25 protein-coding genes and 1 pseudogene are annotated in these 25,990 nt (G+C 59.6%); 16 read left to right on the plus strand and 10 right to left on the minus strand.

Going from position 1 to position 25,990, the window contains the following annotated elements:
* Positions 1-80: 80 nt before the first annotated feature.
* Positions 81-1,001: a choline ABC transporter substrate-binding protein gene (gene choX / locus AC07YV_RS26490; RefSeq protein ID WP_095967887.1), complete on the minus strand. Its 921-nt coding sequence runs from the start codon at positions 999-1,001 to the stop codon at positions 81-83.
* 16 nt (positions 1,002-1,017) lie between these two features.
* Positions 1,018-2,532 (minus strand): choline-sulfatase, encoded by a 1,515-nt coding sequence (gene betC / locus AC07YV_RS26495; protein ID WP_102702137.1) that lies wholly within the window; start codon positions 2,530-2,532, stop codon positions 1,018-1,020.
* A gap of 114 nt (positions 2,533-2,646) precedes the next feature.
* Between betC and AC07YV_RS26500 the strand changes: the two genes are divergently transcribed.
* The gene (locus tag AC07YV_RS26500) at positions 2,647-3,597 is read left to right on the plus strand and encodes a choline sulfate utilization transcriptional regulator (RefSeq protein WP_102702136.1); all 951 of its coding nucleotides are present in this window, start codon (positions 2,647-2,649) and stop codon (positions 3,595-3,597) included.
* A 43-nt stretch (positions 3,598-3,640) separates the two neighbouring features.
* On the opposite strand, the gene AC07YV_RS26505 is transcribed toward AC07YV_RS26500, so the two are convergent.
* Positions 3,641-4,306, minus strand: a complete 666-nt coding sequence (locus AC07YV_RS26505; RefSeq protein ID WP_007969850.1) for an NAD(P)-dependent oxidoreductase — start codon at positions 4,304-4,306, stop codon at positions 3,641-3,643.
* A gap of 83 nt (positions 4,307-4,389) precedes the next feature.
* Between AC07YV_RS26505 and AC07YV_RS26510 the strand changes: the two genes are divergently transcribed.
* Positions 4,390-4,716 carry a DOPA 4,5-dioxygenase family protein gene (locus AC07YV_RS26510; protein WP_102702135.1) on the plus strand — a complete coding sequence of 109 codons (327 nt, stop codon included), beginning with the start codon at positions 4,390-4,392 and terminating at the stop codon, positions 4,714-4,716.
* On the opposite strand, the gene AC07YV_RS26515 is transcribed toward AC07YV_RS26510, so the two are convergent.
* Positions 4,717-5,118, minus strand: coding sequence for a GFA family protein (locus AC07YV_RS26515; protein WP_015092871.1), 402 nt, complete (start codon positions 5,116-5,118; stop codon positions 4,717-4,719). It abuts the gene before it with no gap.
* 417 nt (positions 5,119-5,535) lie between these two features.
* Here AC07YV_RS26515 and AC07YV_RS26520 point away from each other — a divergent pair, with 417 nt between their 5' ends.
* The 9 genes from AC07YV_RS26520 (at position 5,536) to AC07YV_RS26560 (ending at position 15,936) form a co-directional block, all read left to right on the plus strand.
* Positions 5,536-6,843 (plus strand): CitMHS family transporter, encoded by a 1,308-nt coding sequence (locus AC07YV_RS26520; protein ID WP_007969845.1) that lies wholly within the window; start codon positions 5,536-5,538, stop codon positions 6,841-6,843.
* 85 nt (positions 6,844-6,928) lie between these two features.
* On the plus strand, positions 6,929-7,696 hold the full coding sequence (locus AC07YV_RS26525) for a TerC family protein (RefSeq protein WP_102702134.1): 768 nt from the start codon (positions 6,929-6,931) through the stop codon (positions 7,694-7,696).
* A 307-nt stretch (positions 7,697-8,003) separates the two neighbouring features.
* Positions 8,004-9,662, plus strand: coding sequence for a Na/Pi cotransporter family protein (locus AC07YV_RS26530; RefSeq protein WP_102702133.1), 1,659 nt, complete (start codon positions 8,004-8,006; stop codon positions 9,660-9,662).
* Positions 9,663-9,718: 56 nt separating this feature from the next.
* The gene (locus tag AC07YV_RS26535) at positions 9,719-11,095 is read left to right on the plus strand and encodes a M16 family metallopeptidase (protein WP_102702132.1); all 1,377 of its coding nucleotides are present in this window, start codon (positions 9,719-9,721) and stop codon (positions 11,093-11,095) included.
* A 246-nt stretch (positions 11,096-11,341) separates the two neighbouring features.
* Positions 11,342-12,370: a DUF5924 family protein gene (locus tag AC07YV_RS26540; protein ID WP_007969841.1), complete on the plus strand. Its 1,029-nt coding sequence runs from the start codon at positions 11,342-11,344 to the stop codon at positions 12,368-12,370.
* 54 nt (positions 12,371-12,424) lie between these two features.
* The gene (locus AC07YV_RS26545) at positions 12,425-13,573 is read left to right on the plus strand and encodes an ABC transporter permease (RefSeq protein ID WP_102702131.1); all 1,149 of its coding nucleotides are present in this window, start codon (positions 12,425-12,427) and stop codon (positions 13,571-13,573) included.
* Positions 13,570-14,373, plus strand: coding sequence for an ABC transporter ATP-binding protein (locus AC07YV_RS26550; RefSeq protein WP_102702130.1), 804 nt, complete (start codon positions 13,570-13,572; stop codon positions 14,371-14,373). The genes AC07YV_RS26545 and AC07YV_RS26550 overlap by 4 nt, the downstream gene beginning before the upstream one ends.
* A 1-nt stretch (position 14,374) precedes the next feature.
* Positions 14,375-15,313: an MlaD family protein gene (locus AC07YV_RS26555; RefSeq protein ID WP_102702129.1), complete on the plus strand. Its 939-nt coding sequence runs from the start codon at positions 14,375-14,377 to the stop codon at positions 15,311-15,313.
* On the plus strand, positions 15,310-15,936 hold the full coding sequence (locus AC07YV_RS26560) for an ABC-type transport auxiliary lipoprotein family protein (RefSeq protein ID WP_102702128.1): 627 nt from the start codon (positions 15,310-15,312) through the stop codon (positions 15,934-15,936). Before AC07YV_RS26555 ends, AC07YV_RS26560 begins: the two co-directional genes overlap by 4 nt.
* Before the next feature lie 18 nt (positions 15,937-15,954).
* Here the strand turns inward: AC07YV_RS26560 and AC07YV_RS26565 are convergent.
* From AC07YV_RS26565 to AC07YV_RS26575, 3 genes and pseudogenes are all read right to left on the minus strand, one after another.
* Positions 15,955-16,032, minus strand: a pseudogene (locus AC07YV_RS26565) (outer membrane lipoprotein carrier protein LolA); the annotation flags it as partial.
* Positions 16,033-16,067: 35 nt separating this feature from the next.
* Complete coding sequence (locus tag AC07YV_RS26570; RefSeq protein WP_102702127.1) at positions 16,068-16,715, minus strand: HAD family hydrolase; 648 nt, start codon at positions 16,713-16,715, stop codon at positions 16,068-16,070.
* A 26-nt stretch (positions 16,716-16,741) separates the two neighbouring features.
* Positions 16,742-17,287, minus strand: coding sequence for a gamma carbonic anhydrase family protein (locus AC07YV_RS26575; protein ID WP_102702126.1), 546 nt, complete (start codon positions 17,285-17,287; stop codon positions 16,742-16,744).
* Between the two features lie 88 nt (positions 17,288-17,375).
* Between AC07YV_RS26575 and prlC the strand changes: the two genes are divergently transcribed.
* Positions 17,376-19,427, plus strand: coding sequence for an oligopeptidase A (gene prlC / locus AC07YV_RS26580; RefSeq protein WP_007969832.1), 2,052 nt, complete (start codon positions 17,376-17,378; stop codon positions 19,425-19,427).
* Entirely contained in the window at positions 19,424-19,711 is a 288-nt protein-coding gene (locus tag AC07YV_RS26585; RefSeq protein ID WP_007969831.1) for a YheV family putative zinc ribbon protein, read from the plus strand. Before prlC ends, AC07YV_RS26585 begins: the two co-directional genes overlap by 4 nt.
* Positions 19,712-19,933: 222 nt before the next feature.
* Here the strand turns inward: AC07YV_RS26585 and AC07YV_RS26590 are convergent, their stop codons facing one another.
* Positions 19,934-20,578 (minus strand): dual specificity protein phosphatase family protein, encoded by a 645-nt coding sequence (locus AC07YV_RS26590; RefSeq protein ID WP_102702125.1) that lies wholly within the window; start codon positions 20,576-20,578, stop codon positions 19,934-19,936.
* A 242-nt stretch (positions 20,579-20,820) separates the two neighbouring features.
* Complete coding sequence (locus AC07YV_RS26595) at positions 20,821-21,126, minus strand: hypothetical protein (protein WP_102702124.1); 306 nt, start codon at positions 21,124-21,126, stop codon at positions 20,821-20,823.
* A gap of 208 nt (positions 21,127-21,334) precedes the next feature.
* Between AC07YV_RS26595 and AC07YV_RS26600 the strand changes: the two genes are divergently transcribed.
* The 3 genes from AC07YV_RS26600 to AC07YV_RS26610 all read left to right on the plus strand — a co-directional run bounded on the left by AC07YV_RS26600 (position 21,335) and on the right by AC07YV_RS26610 (position 24,986).
* Entirely contained in the window at positions 21,335-22,393 is a 1,059-nt protein-coding gene (locus AC07YV_RS26600) for a PA0069 family radical SAM protein (RefSeq protein ID WP_102702123.1), read from the plus strand.
* Positions 22,394-22,637: 244 nt separating this feature from the next.
* Positions 22,638-23,369 (plus strand): carbonic anhydrase, encoded by a 732-nt coding sequence (locus tag AC07YV_RS26605; protein WP_015092887.1) that lies wholly within the window; start codon positions 22,638-22,640, stop codon positions 23,367-23,369.
* A gap of 90 nt (positions 23,370-23,459) precedes the next feature.
* Positions 23,460-24,986 carry a SulP family inorganic anion transporter gene (locus AC07YV_RS26610; RefSeq protein ID WP_102702122.1) on the plus strand — a complete coding sequence of 509 codons (1,527 nt, stop codon included), beginning with the start codon at positions 23,460-23,462 and terminating at the stop codon, positions 24,984-24,986.
* A 109-nt stretch (positions 24,987-25,095) separates the two neighbouring features.
* Here the strand turns inward: AC07YV_RS26610 and AC07YV_RS26615 are convergent, their stop codons facing one another.
* A complete protein-coding gene (locus AC07YV_RS26615) occupies positions 25,096-25,746 on the minus strand; it encodes a hypothetical protein (protein ID WP_102702121.1) in 651 nt (216 codons plus the stop codon).
* Positions 25,747-25,990 lie beyond the last annotated feature (244 nt).

Here is a 25,990-nt window from a genome sequence, read left to right on the forward strand (position 1 = left end):
CGCGAAGGCGGTGGGTCAGACAACATTAATGTCGACTGATCCACCGCCTTCGCGAGCAAGCCCGCTCCCACAAGTATTGGTTACAACTTGGCTTTCACTGCGGGCAACGCATCCTTCCCATCCACGGTCTTCACTCCATCAAGCCACTTGTCCAACACCGCGGGGTTGGCCTTGATCCACGCCTTGGCGGCGTCGGCGTTACTGACCTTGTTGTTCACCACCTCGGCCATGATGCTGTTTTCCATGTCCTGGGTGAAGCTCAGGTTGGTCAGCAGCTTGCCGACGTTCGGGCAGGCCTGTGCATAACCTTTGCGGGTCAGTGTGTGCACGCTGCCGGTGTCACCGAAGTACTTCTCGCCGCCCTTGAGGTAATGCATTTTCAGCTGCACGTTCATCGGGTGCGGGGTCCAGCCGAGGAAGGTCACGAATTTCTGCTTTTTCACCGCGCGGGACACTTCTGCAAGCATGGCCTGCTCGCTGGACTCAACCAGTTTCCACTGGCCCATGTCGAAATCGTTTTTCTTGATGATCTCTTGCAGCGAGATGTTCGCCGGTGCACCGGAGCCGATGCCGTAGATCTTGCGGTCGAACTTGTCGGCGTATTTGTTCAGGTCGGCAAAGTTATGCACACCTGCGTTCCATACGTAATCCGGAACGGCGAGGGTGAATTCGGTGCCGTCGAGGTTCTTCGCCAGTTGCGTGACATCGCCGTTGGCGACGAATTTGTCATAGAAACCCTGTTGGGCCGGCATCCAGTTACCCAGGAACACATCGACCTGGCCATCCTTGAGCCCGCCAAAAGTGATCGGCACCGCGAGGGTGTCGACCTTGGCCTTGTAGCCCATGCCGTCCAGCAGGAACCCGGTGATGGCATTGGTCGCGGCGATGTCGCTCCAACCCGGATCGGCCATCTTCACGGTCTCGCAACTCTGATCGGCAAACGCCGATGCACTGCCCAGAGCCAGGAGCCCGACCGTCAGTACTGTGGATAACCTTTGCATGGACTTCCCCTTAACATTATTGGTTTTGGCAGGGTTGTGGATAACGTGCTTTACGTTCCAGATCGTCGAGGTCGATGTGGTTGCGCATGTATTGCTGACTGGCGTCTACCAGCGGCTGGTGATCCCAGCTCTTCAGCTTGCCGAGGGTCAACGCCTCGGCCACGAAACGCCGGCGCCGCTGGCTGGCGAGCACCTGCTGGTGGATGGCCGGAATATTCCATTTCGCCCGCGCCTCAACGAGAAAATCGTCGAACAGCTGGCGATGTTGCGGCGAATGGCTGAGTTCTTCCAGTTCGTGAGGGTCATTGTGTACGTCGAAGAGCAGACAAGGGTCGTCTTCGCTGTAGATGAATTTATAGGCACCGCGGCGGATCATCATCAGCGGGCTGATGGTGCCTTCGGCCATGTATTCGCCGAACACTTCATCGTGACCACCCTGCCCTTGCAGGTGCGGCACCAACGAACGGCCATCCAGCGGCAAGCCCGCTTCCAGCGAGCCGCCGGCCAGTTCGACGAATGTCGGCAACAGGTCCGCCGTGGAAACACTGGCGCTGACCCGGCCAGCGCCAAACTGCCCCGGTGCGCTGATCAGCAGCGGCACCCGTGCGGCCATTTCATACCAGTGCATTTTGTACCAGAGGCCGCGTTCGCCGAGCATGTCACCGTGGTCACCGGAAAACACGATGATGGTGTCATCGATCAGCCCTGTATCCTCGAGGGTTTGCAGGAGTTTGCCGACGTTGCTGTCGATATAGCTGCACGCGCCGAAATAGGCACGGCGGGCATCGCGAATCTTATCCACAGGCAGTGGCTTGTCCCACAGGTCATAGACCTTGAGCAAACGCTGCGAGTGCGGGTCGAGGTCATGCGGGTCCGGGGTTGTAGGCAGCGGGATATCGGCATCGTCGTACAAATCCCAGAAAGCCTTGGGAATCGTGTACGGATCGTGTGGGTGAGTCATCGACACGGTCAGGCAAAACGGCTGATCGCCATCCTCACGGATGTGATCAAACAGGTACTGCTGGGCCTTGAACACCACCTCTTCGTCGAAATCCAGCTGGTTGGTGCGCACGCACGGTCCGGCTTGCAGAACCGATGACATGTTGTGGTACCAGGTCGGCCGCACGTCCGGCTCATCCCAGTTCACTGCCCAGCCGTAGTCGGCCGGGTAGATGTCACTGGTCAGGCGCTCTTCGTAGCCGTGCAACTGGTCCGGCCCGCAGAAATGCATCTTGCCCGACAGGGCGGTGCGATAGCCGAGGCGGCGTAAGTAATGGGCATAGGTCGGTACGTCGGCGGGGAAATCGGCAGCGTTGTCGTAGGCGCCGATCTTGCTCGGCAACTGACCGCTGACCAGGGTGAAACGCGACGGTGCACACAGTGGGCTGTTGCAATAAGCCGAGTCGAACACCACGCCTTGTGCGGCGAGGCGGCTGAGATTGGGCAGCTTGATGGGCGATGGACCGTAGAACGGCAACATTGGCGCGGCCATTTGATCGGCCATGATGAAAAGAATGTTCTTGCGCTTCATGTGATCGCGGCATTCCATAGTGGATGTTTATGCGAGAGTGCTGGCTTCGAGAATGAAACCCAAGCTCTTTGCGGTAAAGCCCATACACGGCAATGACTAGGATAAGCACAGCTTATGTATGACGCCCTTGGTGACCTGTCACTGGATCTGCTTCGTGCTTTCGAAGCGGCAGCCCGTCAGCGCAGCTTTACCGCGGCGGCGGTTGAACTCGGCACCACGCAGCCGGCCATCAGTCAGCAGATCAAGCGCCTTGAAGAACAACTGGCGACTCGATTGTTCGATCGCATTTATCGCGGTATCGAGCTGACTGAAGCCGGGCTGATACTTTTTCAGCAGGTTCAGCTCGGATTGCAGAATATCGACGCAGGATTGAGCGCAATCAGTACCCAGCAACAGCATGAGGTGCTGCAGGTGGCCACGGATTTTGCCTTCGCCGCCTATTGGTTGATGCCGCGTCTGCACCGCTTTCACGCGGCCAACCCGCAGGTGGATGTCAGCCTGGTCACCAGTGAACGCAGCCATAACATGCTACGTACCGATATCGATGTGGCGGTACTGTTCGGCGATGGCCGCTTCAAGCAGGGTGAAAGCCATTGGCTGTTCAGTGAGGAAGTGTTTCCGGTGTGCAGCCCGCAGTTGCTGGGTGAGCGTTCCCTGCCCTTGCCCTCCAAAGCATTGCTCGAGTTTCCGTTGCTGCATCTGCGTGGGGAAAACAGCAGTAACTGGTTCGACTGGAGCGGTGTATTCCGCGAATTGGGCATCACCTCGCCCCCGGCGCCCGGTCAACTGCGTTTTGACAACTACACCTTGCTGATTCAGGCGGCGATTGGTGGTCAGGGCGTGGCCATCGGCTGGCGCCACCTTGTGGATAACTTGCTGGCGCAAGGGCTGTTGTGCCGACCGATCGGCGAAACGGTGATGTCCCGGCTGGGCTATTACGTGGTTTTGCCCCAGCGTAAACGGCGCGGGGTGTTGATCCAGCAGTTTGTAGATTGGTTGATGGCTGAACAGGCGGGCAGCGCGGAGTCGTTGACGGGTTTGGCGTTTCCTTCGATTGCGGTTTGAGCGTTAAAAGATCGCTGTAGGAGCTGCCGAAGGCTGCGATCTTTCAAGGTTCCGAGGTCGCGATGAAACTGACGTGCTCGCCGATGTGCAGTTTCAGGTGCAATTCATCGGCAATGCCCACGGCGGTGCGGGCCAATCGCCCGAGCGGTTCGGCCAGCCCCGGTTCGAGGTTGCCGCCGGGTTTGGCGAAATGTTCGATGGTCAGCCCCGGTACCCCGCGCGGTTCGTTAACCAGCGTCCACTGCAAAGGACTGCTTTGCAGTGCCTCGCGGATTTCCTCTGCGGCGTGACGTTGCAGGCTGTCCTCGAGCTCCGGCTCGTCCAGCACCGCGAAATCTCCCACCAGAAACAGCCGGGCAACGCCTGCCCCCTGCAGGCCTTCAATCAAGGCGTCGACTGCCAGCACTTGCTCGACCGGACCCGGCACGATGGTTTTTTCCACGTGTTCGCTGTTGAACGGTAAGCCTGGAGCGTCCAGTAAACAGATGACCACGGAGCTGCCGGCCACACTCTGCTTGACCCGTTGCGCGTCGAACAGGTCGCCCGTCTTGGTGCGCAGCCCCGGACGGGGTGCCAGCGCATTGAGGTCATCGAGAATCGCGATCACCTCATGCTGGCGCCGTAGCATTTCAGCCATCAGCGCGCTGCCCAGGCTACTCATGGCACCATAAAGCACCACTTTCACAACGGGGGTTTCGGCATTTTTCATGGCTGAACCCTTTTCCCAGCGTCTATATGACGTGTGACCCGCAGGAAAGGGTGAGGGTTCGAACAGCTTTCAGAGGGATTGCAATGCAGCAGATCACGGGCTATCACGCCCATGTTTACTTCGATGCCGACTCGATCGGGCAGGCGCGGGCCCTGTGTGAGCAGGCGGCGCAATTGTTTCCAGTGAAAATGGGCCGTGTGCACGAGCGCCCGGTCGGCCCGCACCCGGACTGGAGCTGCCAGTTGGCGTTCGCGCCGCAGGTGCTGGGCGACGTGCTGCCGTGGCTGGCGCTCAATCGCAAGGGCCTGGTGGTGTTTCTACACCCGGACACCGGCGACGATCTGCGCGACCACACCGAGCATGCGATCTGGATGGGTGCGATTCGACCGCTGGACCTGTCTATTTTTTGATCAGAGTGTTTCTTCGGCTTCGCCGGGCAAGTGTTCGTCCAGATGCAGCCATGGCAAGCGGCTGTCGGTCCAGATGTGCCGCTGCGCCGGTGCCTGCTCGGGGTGGTCGAGGGTGGCGATGGTCAGGTCGATGCTGTCCGGGCTCAGGTGCGTTACCACCGCCAGCTGCGCCCCGCAGTGACCGCAGAAATAACGCGCGCAGGTGGATGAAGAGTCGTACCGCGACGGCGTCCCGGCCAGCCATTGAAAGGCGGATGCCGGCACGGTGATCCAGGTGGTCACGATGCCGCCGCTGACCCGTCGGCAAATCGAACAATGACAGTGGACGATATCGTGCAGTGGCCCGCTGAATTGATAGCGCAGCTGCCCGCAGTGGCAACCGCCGGTGTGAACATTGTTCATGACATTCCTCCTGCTGCGTTATGACTGACGCCTTCGCGAGCAAGCCCGCTCCCACATTGGCTTTGTGTACGACACAGATCCAGTGTGGGAGCGGGCTTGCTCGCGAAGGCCGTAACCCGGCTCACCTCCCTGCCCCCGTCCGACGACCGGTCGTGCATCCGGTCAAAGCTTTCAACTGCGAAAGCTGGCTGAAAGCTTCCCCGATTAGGATCGCCGCCACTACCGGCAAAAGACCGGTGGCCAATGCGAGTGTTCGATTGCTCGAAAGGCCCATTTAACAACAACAATGGTGATTCTGATGTCCTCTTCTACCCGCCACTTCGCTGTGCCTCCCTCCGTACATCTCGTGCTTCCCGTTCTGCGCTGATCCCGCCCGATCCGCCCATTCCCTAGCCGCGCTACGCCTGGAGTACTCCCATGCTGACTTTCCTTGGCTTCGCCATGGTCATCACGTTCATGTTCCTGATCATGACCAAGCGCCTGTCTGCGCTGATCGCCCTGATCCTCATTCCAATCATCTTCGCCCTGTTCGGCGGCTTCGGCCCCAAAATCGGCCCGATGATGCTCGAAGGCATCACCAAGCTCGCGCCGACCGGCGTGATGCTGATGTTCGCTATTTTGTATTTCGCCCTGATGATCGACTCCGGCCTGTTCGATCCGGCCGTGCGCAAGATCCTCAAAATGGTCAAGGGCGACCCGCTGAAAGTTTCGGTCGGCACCGCTGTACTGGCGCTGGTCGTTTCCCTCGATGGTGACGGCGCGACCACCTACATGATCTGCGTGGCCGCCATGCTGCCGCTCTACAGCCGCATCGGCATGAGCCCGCGGATCATGGCCGGCCTGATCATCCTCGCCGGTGGCGTGATGAACATGACCCCATGGGGCGGTCCGACCGCCCGTGCCGCCAGCGCACTGCACGTGGACCCGTCGGCTATTTTCGTCCCGATGATCCCGGCGATGCTGGCCGGTGTGGTGGCGATCCTGGCCATCGCTTACTTCTACGGCAAGCGTGAACGTGCGCGCCTGGGTGAGCTGCACCTGGTGGGCGATGAAGTCGACCACAGCGAAATCAGTGTTTCGCAGTTCCCGGATGCCCGTCGTCCGAAACTGATCTGGTTCAACGGCGCCCTGACACTGGGCCTGATGTGCACCCTGATCGCCGGCTTGCTGCCGTTGCCGGTATTGTTCATGGTGGCGTTCAGTATCGCCATGATCGTCAACTATCCTTGCCTGCAACAGCAGAAGGATCGCGTCGCGGCTCACGCCGGTAGCGTACTGGCCGTGGTCGGGCTGATCTTTGCGGCCGGCATCTTCACCGGTATCCTGTCGGGCACCGGCATGGTCGATGCCATGTCGAAAAGCCTGTTGTCGGTGATTCCGGATTTCCTCGGCCCGTACCTGGCGGTGATCACGGCGCTGGTAAGCATGCCGTTCACCTTCTTCATGTCGAACGATGCATTTTATTACGGCGTGTTACCGGTACTTGCCGAAGCCGCCAGTCACTACGGTATAACCGCGGTGGAAATGGCACGTGCCTCGATCGTCGGTCAGCCCGTCCACCTGTTGAGCCCGCTGGTTCCATCGACCTATCTGTTGGTGGCCCTGGCCGGTATCGATTTCGGTGACCACCAGCGCTTCACCCTGAAGTGGGCAGTGCTGGTTTGTATCTGCATACTGATTGCTGCACTGCTGTTGGGGACTTTCCCGATGTTCAGCACTCTATAAGCCCAAGACTCACCACTTCGGGACCAGGCTTCGCTGTTTGAAGCCCGGACCCTTTGTGGTTTAACAATCGCTCAAAGGAATACACATGGAATGGCTGACCAACCCTGAAATCTGGGTTGCCTTCTTTACCCTGACCGCCCTGGAAATCGTCCTGGGCATCGATAACATCATCATGATTTCGATCCTGGTCAGCCGCATGCCCAAACACATGCAGGCGCGCACCCGGATTTTCGGTCTGGCGCTGGCCATGATCACGCGAATCCTGCTGCTTCTGTCGATCACCTGGGTCATGCGCCTCACCGCCGACCTGTTCGTCGTGTTCGGCCAGGGCATCTCCGGACGCGACCTGATCCTGTTCTTCGGTGGTCTGTTCCTGTTGTGGAAGAGCTCGCAAGAGATGTACCACGCGCTGGAAGGTGAAGACGAAACCAACGAAGCGCCTTCGGGCAAGGGCGGCAACTTCCTCTACACCATCATCCAGATCGCGATCATCGACATCGTGTTCTCGCTGGACTCGGTCATCACCGCGGTCGGCATGGTCTCCCACGTACCGGTCATGGTCGCGGCGATCATCGTGGCGGTGTTGGTGATGATGTGGGCTTCCGGCACCATCAGCGAGTTCATCGACAAGCACCCGTCGCTGAAGATGCTGGCGCTGTCGTTCCTGTTGATCGTCGGTACCGTGCTGATTGCCGAATCCCTGGATATGCATATTCCTAAAGGCTACGTCTACTTCGCCATGGCGTTCTCGCTGGCGGTGGAAGCGATCAACATCAAGATGCGCACGGCCATCGCGAAAAAGAAGAAACAGCAGGATCCGGTAAAACTGCGCAAGGACATTCCGGGCCAGTAACCCGGTAGCGCTAAATACGCAAAACCTGTGGGAGCGAGCTTGCTCGCGATGGCGGTCCGTCAGTCAACATCGATGTTGGATCTGATGGCCTCATCGTCGGAACGCCGCCCGGAGCAAGCTCGCTCCCACAGTGCTTTGTGTGGCTGGAAGATCGCCGTTTTCATGACAGTTTTGTTTCAAACCCTTCTTTGGCTGTGCGATGCTGGCGCGCAGACCGTTAGCCAACTACAGCTTAAGTACAGAACGTAGAACGTCGCGCGGCACCGTTAACTTGCTCCTTTGGAGCGCTACACCACAGGGGGTCATTATGCTCACCCTGCTCAATTTGCTTTCCGCCGTGGCCCTGCTGATCTGGGGTACGCACATCGTCCGAACCGGCATTCTGCGGGTCTACGGCACCAATTTGCGCCATGTCATCAGCCATAACATGGCCAACCGCTGGCTGGCTTTCGCGTCCGGGATCGCCGTGACGGCGATGGTCCAGAGCAGCAACGCCACTGCCATGCTCGTCACCTCCTTTGTCGGCCAGGGCCTGATGGCGCTGACCCCGGCGCTGGCCACCATGCTGGGTGCGGACGTCGGTACGGCGCTGATGGCACGGGTGCTGACGTTCGATCTGTCGTGGCTGTCGCCATTGCTGATTTTTGTCGGGGTGATTTTCTTTCTGTCGCGCAAACAGACCCGGCTCGGGCAGTTGGGCCGTGTCGCCATTGGCTTGGGGTTGATCATTCTGGCGCTGCAGCTGATTGTCGAGGCGGCGCATCCGATTACCCATGCCAAAGGGGTGAAGGTGATTTTTGCCTCGCTCACCGGCGACATCCTGCTCGATGCCCTGGTCGGGGCACTGTTCGCGATGATTTCCTATTCCAGCCTGGCCGCCGTGCTGCTGACCGCGACCCTGGCGGGTGCCAACGTGATCAGCCTGCCGGTGGCCATCGGGCTGGTGATCGGCGCCAATATCGGCAGCGGCATACTCGCCTTCCTCAGCACCAGCATGCAGAACGCCGCCGGTCGCCAAGTGGCGCTGGGCAGTCTGCTGTACAAACTGATTGGTCTTTTATTGATCATTCCGGTGCTCGACCCGCTGGTTCACTGGCTCGATGGCCTGGATTTCAGCCCTCAGGAAATGGTCATTGGCTTTCACCTGCTCTACAACACCGTGCGCTGCCTGATCCTGCTGCCCAGCCTCAAACCGATGGCCAGGTTTTGCGCCTGGGTGCTGCCGGAGCGCCCGCTGGCCAACGGCACGGCCAAGCCCCGGCATCTTGACCCCACGGCATTGGTCACACCTGGTCTGGCGCTGGCCAACGCGGCTCGGGAAACCTTGCGCATGGGCGACCTGATCGACAACATGCTCGAAGCCATGCTTGACGTGTTGCGTGGCAAGCAAACCGCCGTCACCCAGGAAGTCCGCCGCCTGAGCGACGATGTCGAAGCGCTCTACAGCGCGATCAAGTTGTACCTGGCGCAAATGCCCCGGGAAGACCTCAGCGATCAGGACAGCCGGCGCTGGGCGGAAATCATTGAGCTGGCAATCAACCTGAAGCTCTCCAGCGACTTGATCGAACGCATGCTGCGCAAGATTCAGCAGCAGAAAACCTCGCAGCGCCGATCGTTTTCCGAAGTCGGGCTGGACGAACTGACCGGACTGCACACCCAGTTGATTTCCAGCCTGCGGCTCGGGATGTCAGTGTTTCTCAGTGGCGACCCGGAAAGTGCGCGCCAACTGGTGCGTGAAAAACGTCGTTTCCGCGCACAGGAACGGCGCCTGGCCCACGCTCATGTCAGCCGTTTACACCGTAAAATCGTGCAAAGTATTGAAACCAGCTCGTTGCACCTGGAGCTGATCGCCGACATGAAGCGTTTGAATTCGCTGTTTTGCAGCAGTGCCTACGTGGTGCTGGAAACGTCGGACACCGGTGCGCTGGTGGTCGACGATTTGAGCGACATCACTCATTCACCCTGAACGTCCACAGTTGCCTGAAGTCTGTTGAACTTACGCTGGTCGTATGGAAGCTTGTTATGCGTTGTCTGTTGTTCGCCTGCCTGTTGCTTGGTTCACTCCCGTCATTCGCCCTGGATCGCTTTCAGGTCGAGGGCTACACGCTGCGCAATGGCTTGCAGTTGCTGCTCAAACCCGGCACTGATCGCGGGCATGTGGCAATCCGGTTGGTGGTCGGCGTTGGCCTGGATGATTTCGGCTGTGAAGAAAAGGAACTGCCGCATCTGCTGGAACACCTGCTCTTCAGCGGCATCGACGCCAGTGGCGAAGGTGGCCTGGAGGAGCGCATGCAGGCCTTGGGCGGTGAGTGGAATGCCTTCACCAGCAATGCCGATACGACTTTCGTCATCGAGGCCCCGGCGAAAAACCAGCGTAAGGTACTCGACCTGTTGCTGGCGTTGCTGACCCAGACCCGCTTCGACGACAGCGCCATCAACGCGGCCAAGCAGGTGGTCGAGCGTGAAGACGGTGGTCACTACTCGCATCTGCAACGCTGGCTCGATCGTCAGGACCTCGGCCACACGGCCAGCAACCAACTGGCCGTCGAGTTGGGCCTCAAATGCCCGGAGCGTGCGCAAGTCGATGACCTGACCCGTGAACAACTGGAGCAGGTGCGCAAGGACTGGTATGCGCCGAACAACATGACCCTGATCGTGGTCGGCGACCTCGACAAGTTGCTGCCAGCCTATCTGGAGCGGGCGTATGGCACGCTGGAAGCGATCACCCCCGGCGAGCATCCGCCGCTGCCGCAAATCCAGGCCAGCGCCGCCCATGAGCGCACCTTGACCCAAGGTCTGGTCGGTAACGGCGCCAAGTTGCACTGGTCGGTGCCGGAGCCGGTGCTGGAAGATGGGCACGACCAAACCTTCGATTTACTCAAGGACTATCTGGATTGGGCGCTCTATCGCCAGCTGCGCCTGGCTCATGGTTTGTCCTACGGCCCGTGGGCGGAACGCGAAGTGTTCGGCGGCGTGGGTTTCATGAGCCTCAATGCCGACCTTGAACGCGACGACGTGCCCGAGGCCGAACAAGTGCTCGATGACTTGAAGGCCGGACTGCTCAGGGACGGCCTCAATGCTGAAACCTTCAACCGCCTGAAGCAGGCCGCGATCGCCCGCCAGGCCTGGGCCGTACAAGGCAACAGTGCGTTGGCCGACTACTACTGGAGTGCCATCGGCGACTATGAGGACGGTCGTTTCACCAATCCGGCCAGGGAGCTGCAGGGGGTGACGCTGGAAGAGGCGAACAAGGCGGTGCGTGAACTGCTGTTGCAGCCGGGGTATTTACGGATCGAGAAGCCGTTGTTCAGCTATGACCAGTTGATGTGGCTGGTGGTCGGTGGGGTGGGCTTGATCGTGTTGATGCTGGTGGGCTGGCGTTTGCATCGCAGGAAGTAACTATTCTGTTTGGCAAGAAAACTCCTTGTGGGAAACACAATCCCCCTGTGGGAGCGAGCTTGCTCCGGGCGGCGTTCCGACGATGAGGCCATGTCATTCAACATCAAAGTTGACTGATGCGCCGCCATCGCGAGCAAGCTCGCTCCCACAGGTGGCGTGGTGTCACTGACCGTGAACCCTCGCCACAGCGCCACACCAGCGGTACTCTGTCGAGGTTTTTTCCTACAACAACTGTGAACCCGCCGAATGCAGAACCTGACCCGTTTCGTACAGCGCATCCTCGAATTGATGAAGCGCTACCCCGGGGTCATTGCGCTTGCCGGTTTCATCTCCGGGGTAGGCAGTTTCATCCTGGTCGATCGCCAGCAAGGCCTGGCGAGCTGGATCACCACCATCATGCTGATCAGCTGGATCTGGCTGATGCTGGAGAACAGCCTGACCAAGTTGTTCACGCGCATTTTCAAGCGCGAAATCCCGGAACCCTTGCTGCGTTACGCAACGCAGATGATCCATCAGGAAAGCCTGTTCTTTGTCCTGCCGTTCTTCTTCATCACCACGACGTGGAACAGCGGCCAGTTGTTTTTCACCGGGCTGCTGGGCGTCGCGGCACTGATTTCTATCATCGACCCGCTGTACTACAAGTGGCTGGCGCCACGGCGCTGGGCGTTTCTGGCCCTGCACACCCTGACCCTGTTCGCCGCGTTGCTCACCGCGTTGCCGGTGATCATGCACCTGACCACCGCGCAAAGTTTCAAATGGGCGCTGGGTATCTCGGTGCTGCTGTCGTTCCCGAGCCTGGCGTCGATCTTCCCGATTCGTACCCTGCGCAGTGCGCTGGCGATTTTGAGTATCACGCTGGGCATTGGCGCCGTCGGGTGGGAGCTGCGCTCGTGGGTGCCACCGGCGACGCTGTGGATGACCGACGTGGCCATCAGTACGCAAATGCAGGACCGCACGCCTGGCGCCAGCCTCGACGAAGTCAGCGCCGAGCAGATCCGCAATGGCGGGCTTTATGCCTACACCGCGATCAATGCCCCGCGTGGCCTGGACGAGCGGATTTATCACGTCTGGCAGTTCAACGGCAAAGAGGTCGACCGCATCCCTCTGGATATTCGTGGCGGGCGCAAGGAAGGTTACCGGGCCTGGACCCACAAGCAGAATTTCCCGGGCAACCCGGCCGGCAAATGGCAGGTCCGGGTGCTGACCGAAGATGGCCAGGTCATCGGCGTGCTGCGTTTCAAGGTCACGGACAGCACAGCGATCAAAGAAAAGTAGTGCGGTTCGTGCTATTACGTAGAGCTGCCTAATCACTGGACAAGCAAGGAGCTTATGATCAGCAGCACGATGGCCGGCAATGCCCAGTTGGACACGTCGCTCACCCCAGCACGGTTGCGGGTGACGGGCGACTGGACGCTCGCCCATTACGCTGACCTCAAGCTGTTGAGCGAAAAACTCCACGGCCAGTACGACGCCAACACCCCCATCGACCTCAATGGTCTCGGCGCCCTCGACACCGCCGGCGCCTCGCTGTTGGTCGAGCTGCTCGGCTCCGAGCGCCTCGGTCGCTCCGCCGAACATCCTGATTGCACACTCTCCGCCGCCGATCGGGCGTTGCTGCAAACCGTCTACTGTTCGTTGACCGATTTCTGCGTACCGATCAAGGAACCGGAAGTCAGCGTTTCCATTCAGTTGCTGACCCGCATTGGTCGGGCGGTGGACGCCGTCTGGCAGGACACCCTGCAACTGCTGGGTTTCGTTGGCTTGATCATCGAAACCATCGTCCGCGGCCTGTTCCGTCCCAAGCGCTGGCGCGTCACGCCGATGATTGCCCACATCGAACAGACCGGTCTCGACGCCGCGCCCATCGTTGCGTTGCTGACTTTTCTGGTGGGCGCCGTGGTGGCGTTCCTCGGGTCGACGGTGCTGGCCACCTTCGGTGCTACGGTCTTCACCGTAGACCTGGTGGGATTTGCCTTCCTGCGTGAATTCGGTGTGCTGCTGACCGCAATCCTGATGGCCGGGCGCACCGCCAGTGCGTTCACGGCGCAAATCGGTTCGATGAAGGCCAACGAGGAAATCGACGCCATCCGCACCCTGGGCCTCGACCCCGTGGAGTTGCTGGTGGTGCCGCGGGTCCTGGCGTTGCTGATCGCCCTGCCGATGCTGACTTTTCTGGCGATGCTCTCGGGGATTATCGGCGGTGCGGTGGTCTGCGCGGTGAAGCTGGATATTTCGCCGGCGATGTTCATCTCGCTGTTGCAATCGGACATCGGCGTTCAGCACTTTCTGGTGGGGATCGTCAAAGCACCGGTGTTCGCCTTCCTGATCGCCGCGATTGGTTGCCTCGAAGGTTTCAAGGTCAGTGGCAGCGCCGAGTCTGTGGGTGCGCACACCACGTCGAGTGTGGTGCAGTCGATTTTCGTGGTGATCGTGATGGATGCGATCGCCGCGATGTTTTTCATGGAGATGGGTTGGTGAGTCGTGTACCCCGAGCGCCCTCCGAGGCGGTGATTGAAGTGCGTGGGCTGTGCAATCGCTTTGGCTCCCAGAGCGTGCACGAGAACCTCGACCTGGATTTGTACAAGGGTGAAATCCTCGCCGTGGTCGGCGGCTCCGGCAGCGGCAAGTCGGTGCTGCTGCGCAGCATTGTCGGGCTGCGCCAGCCCAGTGACGGGGTGGTGAAAGTCTTCGGCAAGAACCTGCCAACCTTGCCGGAGCACGAGCGCTCGCTGGTGGAGCGGCGATTCGGTGTGCTGTTCCAGAAAGGCGCGCTGTTCTCTTCGCTGACCGTGACCGAGAACGTTGCCCTGCCGCTGATCGAGCACGCCGGCTTGAGCCGCAACGACGCCGAGCATCTGGCGGCGGTGAAAATGGCCTTGGCCGGGTTGCCACTGTCGGCGGCGGAGAAGTACCCCGCGTCGCTGTCCGGCGGCATGATCAAGCGTGCCGCACTGGCCCGGGCATTGGCGCTGGACCCGGACATCCTGTTTCTCGACGAGCCCACCGCCGGTCTCGACCCGATCGGTGCTGCCGCGTTCGACCAATTGATCCTGACCCTGCGCGATGCCCTGGGCCTGAGTGTCTTTCTGGTGACCCACGACCTCGACACGCTCTACACCATCACCGACCGTGTGGCGGTGCTGGCGCAAAAAAAGGTGCTGGTGGCGGACGCCATCGACAAGGTCTCGGAAACCAACGATCCGTGGATTCACGAATACTTCCATGGCCCTCGCGGCCGCGCGGCGTTGACAGCCGCCCAACAGCTCAACGAGGTCTGACATGGAAACCCGAGCCCATCATGTATTGATCGGCCTGTTCACCGTGATTGTGGTGACGGCCGCCCTGTTGTTCGGCCTGTGGCTGGCCAAGTCCAGTGTCGACACCGAGTTCAAGGACTACGAGGTCGTATTCAACGAGGCGGTCAGCGGTTTGTCCAAGGGCAGTTCGGTGCAATACAGCGGGATCAAGGTCGGCGATGTGATCTCGCTGCGCCTGGACCCGAAAGACCCGCGCCGGGTGTTGGCGCGAATCCGCCTGGCCGGCGATACCCCGGTCAAGGAAGACACCCAGGCTAAACTGGCCCTGACCGGCGTCACCGGGACCTCGATCATCCAGCTCAGCGGCGGCACGCCACAGAGCCCGACGCTCAAGGGCAAGGACGGCAACCTGCCGACCATTGTCGCCTCGCCCTCGCCCATCGCCCGCCTGCTCAATGACAGCGAAGACCTGATGGCCGGGGTGAACACGCTGATGCATAACGCCAACCTGATGTTCTCCACGGAAAACATCGCGCGCATCAGCAACACCCTGGAGCATCTGGAGCAAACCACCGGAACCATTGCCGATCAGCGCGGCGATATCCGCCAGGCCATGCAGCAACTGGCTTCGGTGGGCAAGCAGGCCAACAACATGCTGGAGCAGACCACAACGCTGATGCGTAACGCCAACGGGCTGCTCAACGAGCATGGCAAGGAAGCGCTGGGCAGCGCCGAGCAGGCGATGAAGTCGCTGCAGGAAAGCAGTGCGACCCTCAACAAACTGATCAGCGCCAATCAGGATTCGCTCAACAGCGGCATGCAAGGCCTCAATGGCCTGGGCCCGGCCGTGCGTGAGATGCGCGAAACCCTGTCCTCGTTGCGCGTCATTACCAAACGTCTGGAGGCCGACCCCAGCGGTTACCTGCTGGGCAGTGACAAGACCAAGGAATTCACGCCATGAAGCTGATTCGGATCGCCCTCCTCGCTGGCTTCACGCTGATCGGCTCGTGCTCGATCCTGCCCAAGCCAGAGCTTTTCGAGGTCTATCGATTGCCCTCAGCCCAGAGCAGCACGCCGGCCAGCCATGGCACGCCACAGCACTGGTCGCTGCGCCTGACCAAGTTCCAGTCCAGTGAAGCGTTGAACAGTCCGAACATTGCAGTCATTCCTCAGGGCGACGTGATCAGCCACTACAAGGGTTCGCGCTGGAGCGACCCGGCGCCGGTGCTGGTGCGCAATCGCCTGCTGCAAGGTTTCCAGCATGACGGACGGGTGATACTGCTGAGCACCGATGACAGCATTTTCCAGACCGATCTTGAATTGGGCGGCAGCCTGCAGGCGTTCCAGACTGAATACCAGGGTCCGAATGCCAGCGTGGTCGTGCGTCTGGATGCATTGCTGGTGCGCAGCTACGACCAGCGCATCCTCGCCAGTCGCCGGTTCGAAGTGCACCAGCCGTTGAGCAATGTGCAGGTCCCGGCGGTGGTGGTCGGGTTCGGTCAGGCGAATGATCAGTTGACCACGCAGGTGGTGAGCTGGGCGGCGGAGCAGGGACAGAAACTGGCGCCGCCACCACGGCCATGAAGGCCTGCGCAATTCCTTTGTAGGAGCGAGCCTGCTCGCGAAAAACCTGAGAGCGCCGCGGGGCGTCAGGCTTCCAGCGTTATCGTTCACGACCATCGCGAGCAGGCTCGCTCCTACAGGGAGACGTCGTATCAGCGTAAAAACGCCTGATGCAACTCAGCCAGCGTTTCAAAGTGATACGCCGGCGCTTCGGCGCTCAGTTCTTCGTGGCTGCCGAACCCGTAACCCACCGCTGCCGCATCCAGGCCGTTGCTGCGCGCGCCGATGAGGTCGTGCTTGCGGTCGCCGATCATCAGGGTATTGGCCGGGTCCAGGTTTTCTTCGGCCATCAGGTGAGCGATCAGTTCGACCTTGTTGGTCCGGGTGCCATCCAGTTCGCTGCCGTAAATCACCTTGAAGTGCCTGGCAAAATCGAAATGCCGGGCGATTTCACGGGCGAACACCCAGGGTTTCGAGGTCGCGATGTACAGCTGCCGGCCTTGTCCGCTCAGGGTTTCCAGTAGCGGCGTGACGCCGTCGAACACACGGTTTTCGTAGAGTCCGGTGACCTTGAAGCGTTCGCGGTAGAAATTCACCGCCTCCCACGCCCTGGCTTCATCGAAGTCGTAGAACTGCATGAAGGCCTGCAACAGTGGTGGGCCGATGAAGTGTTCGAGTTTGCCCAGATCCGGTTCATCGATACCCAGTTTGCCCAGGGCGAACTGGATCGAACGGGTAATGCCCTCGCGCGGGTCGGTCAGGGTGCCATCGAGGTCGAACAAAACGGTTTGGTAATGCATGTTGAGTCCTGAATGAGGGGGCCGGGTCAAAGCTGGTCGTAGCCTTCGGCCAGATGCAGGTCCTTGAGCTTCACGTAGTTCGCCGCGCTGTAGGTGAAAAAGGCGCGTTCCTTGTCCGTCAGCGGGCGGATCTGCTTCACCGGGCTGCCCACATACAGGAAGCCGCTTTGCAGGTGCTTGCCCGGTGGCACCAGGCTGCCGGCGCCGATGATCACGTCATCGTCGACCACGGCGCCGTCCATGACGATGCTGCCCATGCCGATCAACACCCGGCTGCCCACCGAACAGCCATGCAGCATGACCTTGTGGGCAATGGTCACGTCATCGCCGATCAGCAACGGAAAGCCATCAGGGTTGAACGGACCGGCGTGGGTGATGTGCAACACACAACCATCCTGCACGCTGGTGCGCGCGCCGATGCGGATGCGGTGCATGTCGCCACGGATCACCGTCAGCGGCCAGACCGAGCTGTCTTCGCCGATTTCGACGTCGCCGATCACCACCGCCGAGCCATCGACAAAAGCGCCTTTACCCAACCGCGGCGTGTGGTTCTGATACTTGCGAAGGTTCACGATAGGGTTTCTCTCTGTTGCTGATAGCTGCGGTGAACGTCGATTGTAATTAAGATGGCTGCATGTTTCTCCAGCCAAGGTATCAACCGTGAGCGTGAACAACCCTCTTTTGCAGTCCTATGACCTGCCGCCGTTCTCCGCCATCCGCGCCGAACACGTACAACCGGCCATTGAACAGATCCTGGCTGACAACCGCGCCGCCATCGTCGAGATCCTCAAGACTCAGGCCAAGCAGCCAACGTGGGCCGGCCTGGTGCTGGCGATGGACGAACTCAACGACCGCCTGGGTGCCGCCTGGAGCCCGGTCAGCCACCTCAATGCCGTGTGCAACAGCGCCGAACTGCGTGAAGCCTACGAGTCGTGCCTGCCTGCCTTGAGCGCCTATTCCACCGAAATGGGCCAGAACCGCGAGCTGTTCCAGGCCTTCGAAGCCCTGGCCAGCAGTCCCGAAGCCGCCGGTTTCGACGTGGCGCAGAAAACTATCCTGGAACACTCCCTGCGTGACTTCCGTCTGTCGGGTATCGACCTGCCGGAAGCCGAGCAGAAACGTTACGCCGAAGTGCAGAGCAAGCTGTCGGAACTGGGCAGCCGTTTCTCCAACCAGTTGCTCGATGCCACTCAGGCGTGGACCAAACACGTCACTGATGAGGCCGCCCTCGCCGGCCTGACCGATTCGGCCAAGGCGCAAATGGCTGCCGCGGCACAGGCCAAGGACCTGGACGGCTGGCTGATCACCCTGGAATTCCCGAGCTATTACGCGGTGATGACCTACGCCCAGGACCGCGCACTGCGCGAAGAAGTCTACGCGGCTTACTGCACCCGTGCGTCGGACCAGGGGCCGAATGCCGGCCAGAACGACAACGGCCCGGTCATGGAAGAGATCCTCGACCTGCGCCAGGAGTTGGCAAAGCTGTTGGGTTTCAGCAGTTTCTCCGAACTGAGCCTGGCGACCAAAATGGCCGAATCCAGCGATCAGGTCCTGAGCTTCCTGCGCGACCTGGCCAAGCGCAGCAAGCCGTTCGCCGCCCAGGATCTGGAACAGCTCAAGGCCTATGCGGCCGAGCAAGGTTGCCCGGACCTGCAGAGCTGGGACAGCGGTTTCTACGGCGAAAAACTTCGTGAACAACGTTACAGCGTGGCTCAGGAAGCCCTGCGTGCCTACTTCCCGATCGACAAGGTGCTCAGTGGCCTGTTCGCCATCGTCCAGCGCCTGTATGGCATCGAGATTGCCGAGCTCAAAGGCTTCGACACCTGGCACCCGGATGTGCGCCTGTTCGAAATCAAGGAAAACGGCCAGCACGTCGGCCGCTTCTTCTTCGACCTCTACGCTCGCGCCAACAAGCGCGGTGGTGCCTGGATGGATGGCGCCCGCGACCGTCGCCGCACGGCTGGCGGCGTGCTGCAAAGCCCGGTGGCGAACCTGGTGTGCAACTTCACCCCGGCTGACAGCGGTAAACCTGCGCTGCTGACCCACGATGAAGTCACCACCCTGTTCCATGAGTTCGGTCACGGCCTGCATCACCTGCTGACCCGCGTCGAGCATGCTGGCGTATCCGGCATCAACGGTGTGGCCTGGGATGCCGTCGAACTGCCAAGTCAGTTCATGGAAAACTGGTGCTGGGAGCCGGAAGGCCTGGCGCTGATTTCCGGTCATTACGAAACCGGCGAGCCACTGCCCCAGGACTTGCTCGGAAAAATGCTCGCGGCGAAAAACTTCCAGTCCGGCTTGATGATGGTCCGCCAACTGGAGTTCTCGCTGTTCGACTTCGAACTGCACGCGACCCATGGCGACGGCCGCAGCGTGCTGCAAGTGCTCGAAGGCGTGCGCGACGAGGTCTCGGTGATGCGTCCGCCGGCCTACAACCGCTTCCCCAACAGCTTTGCGCACATCTTCGCCGGCGGTTATGCCGCGGGTTACTACAGCTACAAATGGGCTGAAGTGCTCTCGGCCGATGCGTTCTCGAAGTTCGAAGAAGAAGGCGTGCTCAACGCCGACACCGGTCGTGCCTTCCGCGAAGCGATCCTGGCCCGTGGCGGTTCCCAGGAGCCGATGGTGCTGTTCGTCGACTTCCGTGGCCGTGAGCCCTCGATTGACGCACTCTTGCGCCACAGCGGCCTGAGTGAGGACGCGGCAGCATGAGTGAGGGACCTGTGATTACGAAAAAACGCTTTATCGCCGGGGCGGTCTGTCCGGCATGCAGCGAGCCGGACAAGTTGATGATGTGGAACGAAGACCAGGTCCCGCACCGAGAGTGCGTGGCCTGTGGTTACTCCGACACCCTCAATGAGCAGGGGCTGTCGGTGCCCAAGGAGTTAGGTACACGGGTCAACACCACCGCACCCAAAGCCCCGGACACCAAGGTTCAGGCGGTTCAGTTCTTCCCGAATCCGAAGCTGAAGAAAAAGCCCGACGAACAGCACTGAGTGAGAAAAAAGCCCCCGTTGCTCCATGCAACGGGGGCTTTTTTAGGTTCTTCACGGCACAGATTACGAAATGTCTTCTGTAGGAGCTGCCGAAGGCTGCGATCTTTTGATCTTGCTTTTGCTATCTGGAGATTTCTGAAGATCAAGATCAAAAGATCGTCCGAACGCGGCCCGAGCCTTCGGCAGCTCCTACAGTTTCCCGGAATTACGTGGTGAACTTTTTTATTCGATATGAGCGGACTTGAACCAGCTCTTCATCGAACACGCGGCAAACGGGCTGGTGCTGCAATCGCCATTGGCCAGGGCCGTGCGCAGTTTTTCGACGTCGGCCTGCATCATGTAGCGGATGCCGTCCTTGAAGTGGGTACTGTCACCAAAGCCGCCCTCGGTCATTTCGTTCAGGGCCTCTTCCTTGCTCCAGCCCTGGATGACAACCCGATACATGGCCGCCATCAGGCCGGTACGGTCAGAGCCGTGTTTGCAGTGCATCAGCACCGGGCCTTTGGCTTCGGCAGACTGGATGGCGCGCAGGGCCTTGAGCACATCGGCGTCATCCACATGGTTGGTGCGATAAGGCAGCTGTACTTGTGTGATGCCTGGCGTGGACAGCCAACTGGAGTCCGTTTCAGGCAGGAAGTTGATCACCGTGCCGACCTTGAGTTTCTCCAGCAGCGGCACCGCATCCTTGTCCGGCAAGGCGCTGCGGTAGAGGGTTGGCGACATTTGAAAGAGGTTGTATTGCTTTTCGACGGGTTGAGCCCAGTCCGCCGGACGCTGAATCTGACTGTCGTCAGCAAGTGCCGGTGTCTGGTTAACGAGTGCAACGAGCGACAGGCAGATTGCAGATATGAATCGTGGTAAGGGCATGCTTGAGCGACCGTTCTGAAAGGGACGGGAAGATGCTGGCAAGGATCAACTACGCCCGGTCAAAGGCCTGTGAGAGGGCTGTCAAAGAATCGTGAAGCTGACGGGATGATGAATGTTTCATCAAGGATCGAGCTTCGCTCATTGAAAGAGCATTGTTATGGGCGACAAAAAAATCAAACCCGCTCGATGATTAACTTCGACCGGACCTGATTAATAACAATATATTTGCCTGGACCTTTGGTTCAAGGTTTCGCAATACCGGCGTACGCTTTGGCCAGAGCCAGCAGTTTTTCCTTATCATCGGAATTGATGGTCCCGTTACCATCAATATCTTTGTCGATACTGCCGATACTAAAAGACTGGCCGCCGTCGTATGAGGACGCAATCAGCGTGGTGGAGTCCAGCAAAGAGGTGGTCACGACCGAGTTTTCTTCATCCCAACCTTCTTCCTTGAGTGCGAACTGCATCGATACCAGTACTTCATCTGGGGCGACTACAGTCGGTCCAAGTTTTTGCAAAAAGATACCGCGGCGATCAAAAAACGACATAAATAAATCCTTTTATAGAATATCGGTGTTTATGTTTTGCAGCGAAAAAATGGTACATGCAGTTTTGTCACAACAGCCAGGCTTTATATGTTTCTCCCGGTTGCTTCACGCAAGCATGCATGACAAATAATCAGAAAGTGCCGAACGGCGCTGGTCGAGCGGTTTTGATCGATGTACTGTATGCGCATACAGTCATTGGGTGTTTTTCATGCACACGCCATTTCCTCCCCGTGGCCGCGGCACTGCGACCAACCCGCACAACCGTTTCGCCCCCAGTCATTCGGTGGTCGAAGACGACGGCTGGTACCAGGAAGTGCCGCTGACCCAAGGCACCGAGGTGCGCATTGAAACGGCGAAAACCATCATCACCCGCAACACGTCGCCGGACTTGCCCTTCGATCGCTCGATCAACCCTTATCGCGGCTGCGAGCACGGTTGCATTTATTGTTATGCGCGCCCCAGTCATGCCTATTGGGACATGTCGCCCGGGCTGGATTTCGAGACAAAACTGATCGCCAAGACCAACGCCGTGGATGTGCTGGAAGAGCAGTTGTCCAAACGTGGCTATCAATGTGCACCTATCAACCTCGGCTCCAACACCGACCCCTATCAGCCGATCGAGCGTGAATACAAGATCACCCGCCGAACCCTCGAAGTACTCCTGCGTTACCGGCACCCGGTGACCATCGTGACCAAGGGCTCGCTGATTCTTCGTGACCTGGACCTGCTGACCGAGCTCGCCAGCCAAAGACTGGTGGCGGTAATGATCAGCCTGACCACACTGGACGATGAGCTCAAGCGCATCCTCGAACCCCGCGCCGCAGCGCCCAAGGCCCGGTTGCGGGCGATCAGGGTCATGCGCGAGGCGGGCATTCCGGTGGGTGTGCTGTGTTCGCCGATGATCCCGATGATCAACGACAGCGAACTCGAGAGTCTGCTCACTGAGGCCCATGCAGCCGGGGCGCAGAGTGCTGCCTACATGATGCTGCGCTTGCCGCTTGAAGTGGCGCCTCTGTTCGAGGAATGGTTGGCGACCCACTACCCTCAACGGGCGGCGCATGTGCTGAGCCTGATTCGCCAGAGCCGTGGCGGTGAACTCTACGACAGCCGCTTTGGCGCTCGAATGCGCGGCGAAGGCCCCTTCGCCGACCTGCTGGCACAGCGCTTTGCCAAAACCATCAAGCGCCTGGGGCTCAATCACCGGGAAGGCTTTGACCTGGACTGCAATGCCTTTTGTCCGCCCGGTCGCCAAATGTCGTTGATTTGAGGACAATTGGCCTAAGGTTGAGTACTGAACATCGCGCTCACGCCTTAGGTTGGTCACGTTTTTTGTGACCTGGAACACGCATTCTAGAGCGTTTTATTCAGTTTCAATTAAGATTCGGCCGCTACCTTGTTCATCGAGTGACTGATGGGTCGAGATGTTTGGCCTGGATGTTTTTTAACCAGCCACTGGCTTCACACCGGACCACACGGGATGACTCCCTGAGCCCGCCAATGAGGATGAATTGATGAGTGACAAGGATAAACAGCCGTTGGCTGCGTCGGCTTCAGCCCAACCCGAGGCCGAAACCGCCGATGCAGCGTTGAAGCATATCGTTGACGGCTTTTTGCATTTTCATCATGAGATCTTTCCTCAGCAGGAAGAGCTCTTCAAGAAACTCGCCACGGCCCAGCGGCCACGAGCGATGTTCATCGCCTGCGCCGATTCGCGCATCGTTCCTGAGTTAATCACACAAAGCTCCCCGGGCGACCTGTTCGTGACCCGTAACGTCGGCAACGTTGTGCCGCCTTACGGGCAAATGAACGGTGGTGTTTCCACGGCCATCGAGTACGCCGTGCTGGCTCTGGGGGTGCATCACATCATCATCTGCGGGCATTCCGACTGCGGCGCCATGCGCGCGGTACTCAACCCGGACAGTCTGGAGAAAATGCCCACGGTCAAAGCCTGGCTGCGTCATGCCGAAGTGGCCAAGACCATGGTGCAGGAGAACTGCAACTGCTCTAACGAAAGCGAAAGCATGCACATCCTCACCGAGGAGAATGTGATCGCCCAATTGCAGCACCTGCGTACCCATCCGTCGGTTGCCTCGCGCATGGCCAACGGTCAGCTGTTTATCCACGGCTGGGTCTACAACATCGAAACCAGCGAAATCAAAGCGTACGACGCCGATCAAGGCTGTTTCCTGCCGCTCAATGGCAGCCTGCCAATTCCCGTGGCGACGCCCAAAGCGCGCTTCTAAATCCTCCTAAATCGTTGTGTGGTTTAGCCGAGGCTGCCGTTCAGGCAGCCTGGCTTTGCCATGCCTGAAGAAAACTTCGGGAGACTCACCATGCGTGCTGCTCGACTCAAAGCTGTTCTGCCACGGGAGCTGTTGGCTTCGGTGGTCGTGTTTCTGGTCGCCCTGCCCCTGTGCATGGGCATCGCCATTGCCTCGGGGTTGCCACCCGCCAAAGGCCTGATCACCGGCATCATCGGCGGTCTGGTGGTCGGCTGGTTGGCCGGCTCGCCGCTGCAAGTCAGTGGCCCGGCGGCGGGTCTGGCCGTTCTGGTCTTCGAATTGGTCCGCCAACACGGTATCGCCATGCTTGGGCCTATCCTGTTACTGGCGGGTTTGCTGCAACTGGTGGCGGGCCGATTGAAGCTGGGATGCTGGTTTCGGGTGACGGCGCCTGCGGTGGTGTACGGCATGCTGGCCGGGATTGGTGTGCTGATCGTCCTGTCCCAAGTGCATGTCATGCTGGATGCCGTGCCCAAACCCTCGGGCCTCGATAACCTCGCAGCCTTCCCGGCGGCGCTGGCTCAGGCATTGCCCACGTTTGGCTGGCAAGCCGGTTTGCTCGGGTTGTCGACGATTGCTGTCATGTGGCTGTGGGAAAAATTCCGTCCGCAATCCCTGCGCTTCATTCCCGGGGCGCTACTGGGTGTCGGTCTGGCCACGCTTGCCAGCCTGGTGCTGGCGTTGCAGGTCAAACGGGTTGAGGTACCGGCCAACCTGACGGAGGCTATCGACTGGCTGAAGCCGGCGGACCTGCTCAACCTGGCCGATCCGACATTGCTGATCGCGGCGTTTGCCGTGGCCTTTATCGCCAGCGCCGAAACCTTGCTCTCAGCCGCGGCGGTTGATCGCATGCACAGCGGCCAGCGCTCGGACTTCGACCGGGAATTGTCGGCGCAAGGTATCGGCAACATGTTGTGTGGCCTGCTTGGGGCATTGCCGATGACCGGCGTTATCGTGCGCAGTTCGGCGAATGTTCAGGCCGGAGCAACCACGCGGTTTTCGACCATATTCCACGGCCTGTGGCTGCTGGCGTTCGTGCTGTTGCTGTCCAGCGTCCTGCAAAGCATTCCGGTGGCAAGCCTGGCGGGTGTGCTGGTGTACACCGGTTTCAAACTGGTGGATCTCAAGGTCTTTCGGGGGTTGGGCCGGTACGGTCGGGCGCCGATGTTCACTTACGCGGCAACCGCGTTGGCCATCGTTTTTACCGACCTGCTGACGGGCGTGTTGATTGGCTTTGGCCTGACCCTGGTGAAACTGGCGCTGAAAGCCTCGCGCTTGAAGATCAGCCTGATCGACCTGCCCCGGGAAGGGGAAATGGAGTTGCGCCTGGTGGGCGCGGCGACCTTCCTCAAAGTACCGGCGCTGACCCAGGTGCTGGGCAGCATTCCGGTGGGTACGACGGTGCATGTGCCGCTCAATAACCTGAGCTACATCGATCACTCGTGTCTGGAGTTACTGGAGGAATGGGGGCGAGCCAATGCGGGCAAGGGTTCGAAGCTGTTGATTGAATCGCGGGGATTGAAGCGTCGGCTTGAGGGGCGGGTGCGGACGAATACCGGCGTCGGCGCGGTTGGCTGAGGTACCTGTGTGGGAGCGGGCTTGCTCGCGAAAGCGGCGTGTCAGTCGATATCAACGTTGAATGATTGACCGCATTCGCGAGCAAGCCTGCTCCCACAGGTTTCAGGAATCAAGCCGCCGGCTGATCCAGTTCCAGGCCTACGCCCAGGCGGCGGGACATGCACGGCCAGCGTTTCCATGCGGCACCGGTGTCCGGGCTGCTGAGCTTGTCGCGGTAGGTTTCCACCGACTCCAGGGCAAAACTCTCTTCGTTGAGCATCTCGTCGATGGCGTGATGCACCGCCTCATCCAGTTGGTTGGCGAACTCCTCACCGATCAATTGGTGAGCAATCAGGTTGGCGACAGTCATGTCCAAGGGGATCAGTGGCTGGCCGAAATGCTTGATGTACAGGTCGTTGACCTCTTCGACAAACCGGTGCGCCAGATAGGCTTCATCCAGCAGGCCGTCGAGCCCGACATGGCCGGCCATGATGGCAGGCGGCTGGAGGAAGTACTGCTCGGCGATTTTCAGCACCGGTTTGATCTGTGACTCAATGCCCGCTTCCTTGGCGACTTCATTGGCTGCATCCAGCAGATCGGGCACTTCTTCGATGTAGGCGGCGACAAATCGCGTCAGCACGCCATTGGCGTCCGCTTCCGGCAATTGGATCGCCGGGTGTAGGTGAGGCAGCTTACTTTCCAGCTGACGCGTCAGCAGGCCGGTCTCGGCTTCGTGTTGTTGGGCTTTTTGGATCTGCTCGCGCAATGCGGCGGTGTTCATGAAAACTCCAGGAAACAAGGCAATGAAATAGGGAAGACATAACTTAGCTGGCTTACGAAAAATGCTAAGACGCATTTGTCATAATTATTTCATCCTTGAGACGGCCCCGTTATATCGGTTTGCCACCACTCGTCTGCATCCTTCTCCATTCGTGCCCTGCAAAGCAAGTTAATGCTGTTTCAGATGATTTACGCCTTCGCATTGCGAGGTCAGAGGTGCTGTCTATACTCGGGGTGGAATGGAG

This window comes from Pseudomonas sp. GW456-E7, from assembly GCF_059424105.1.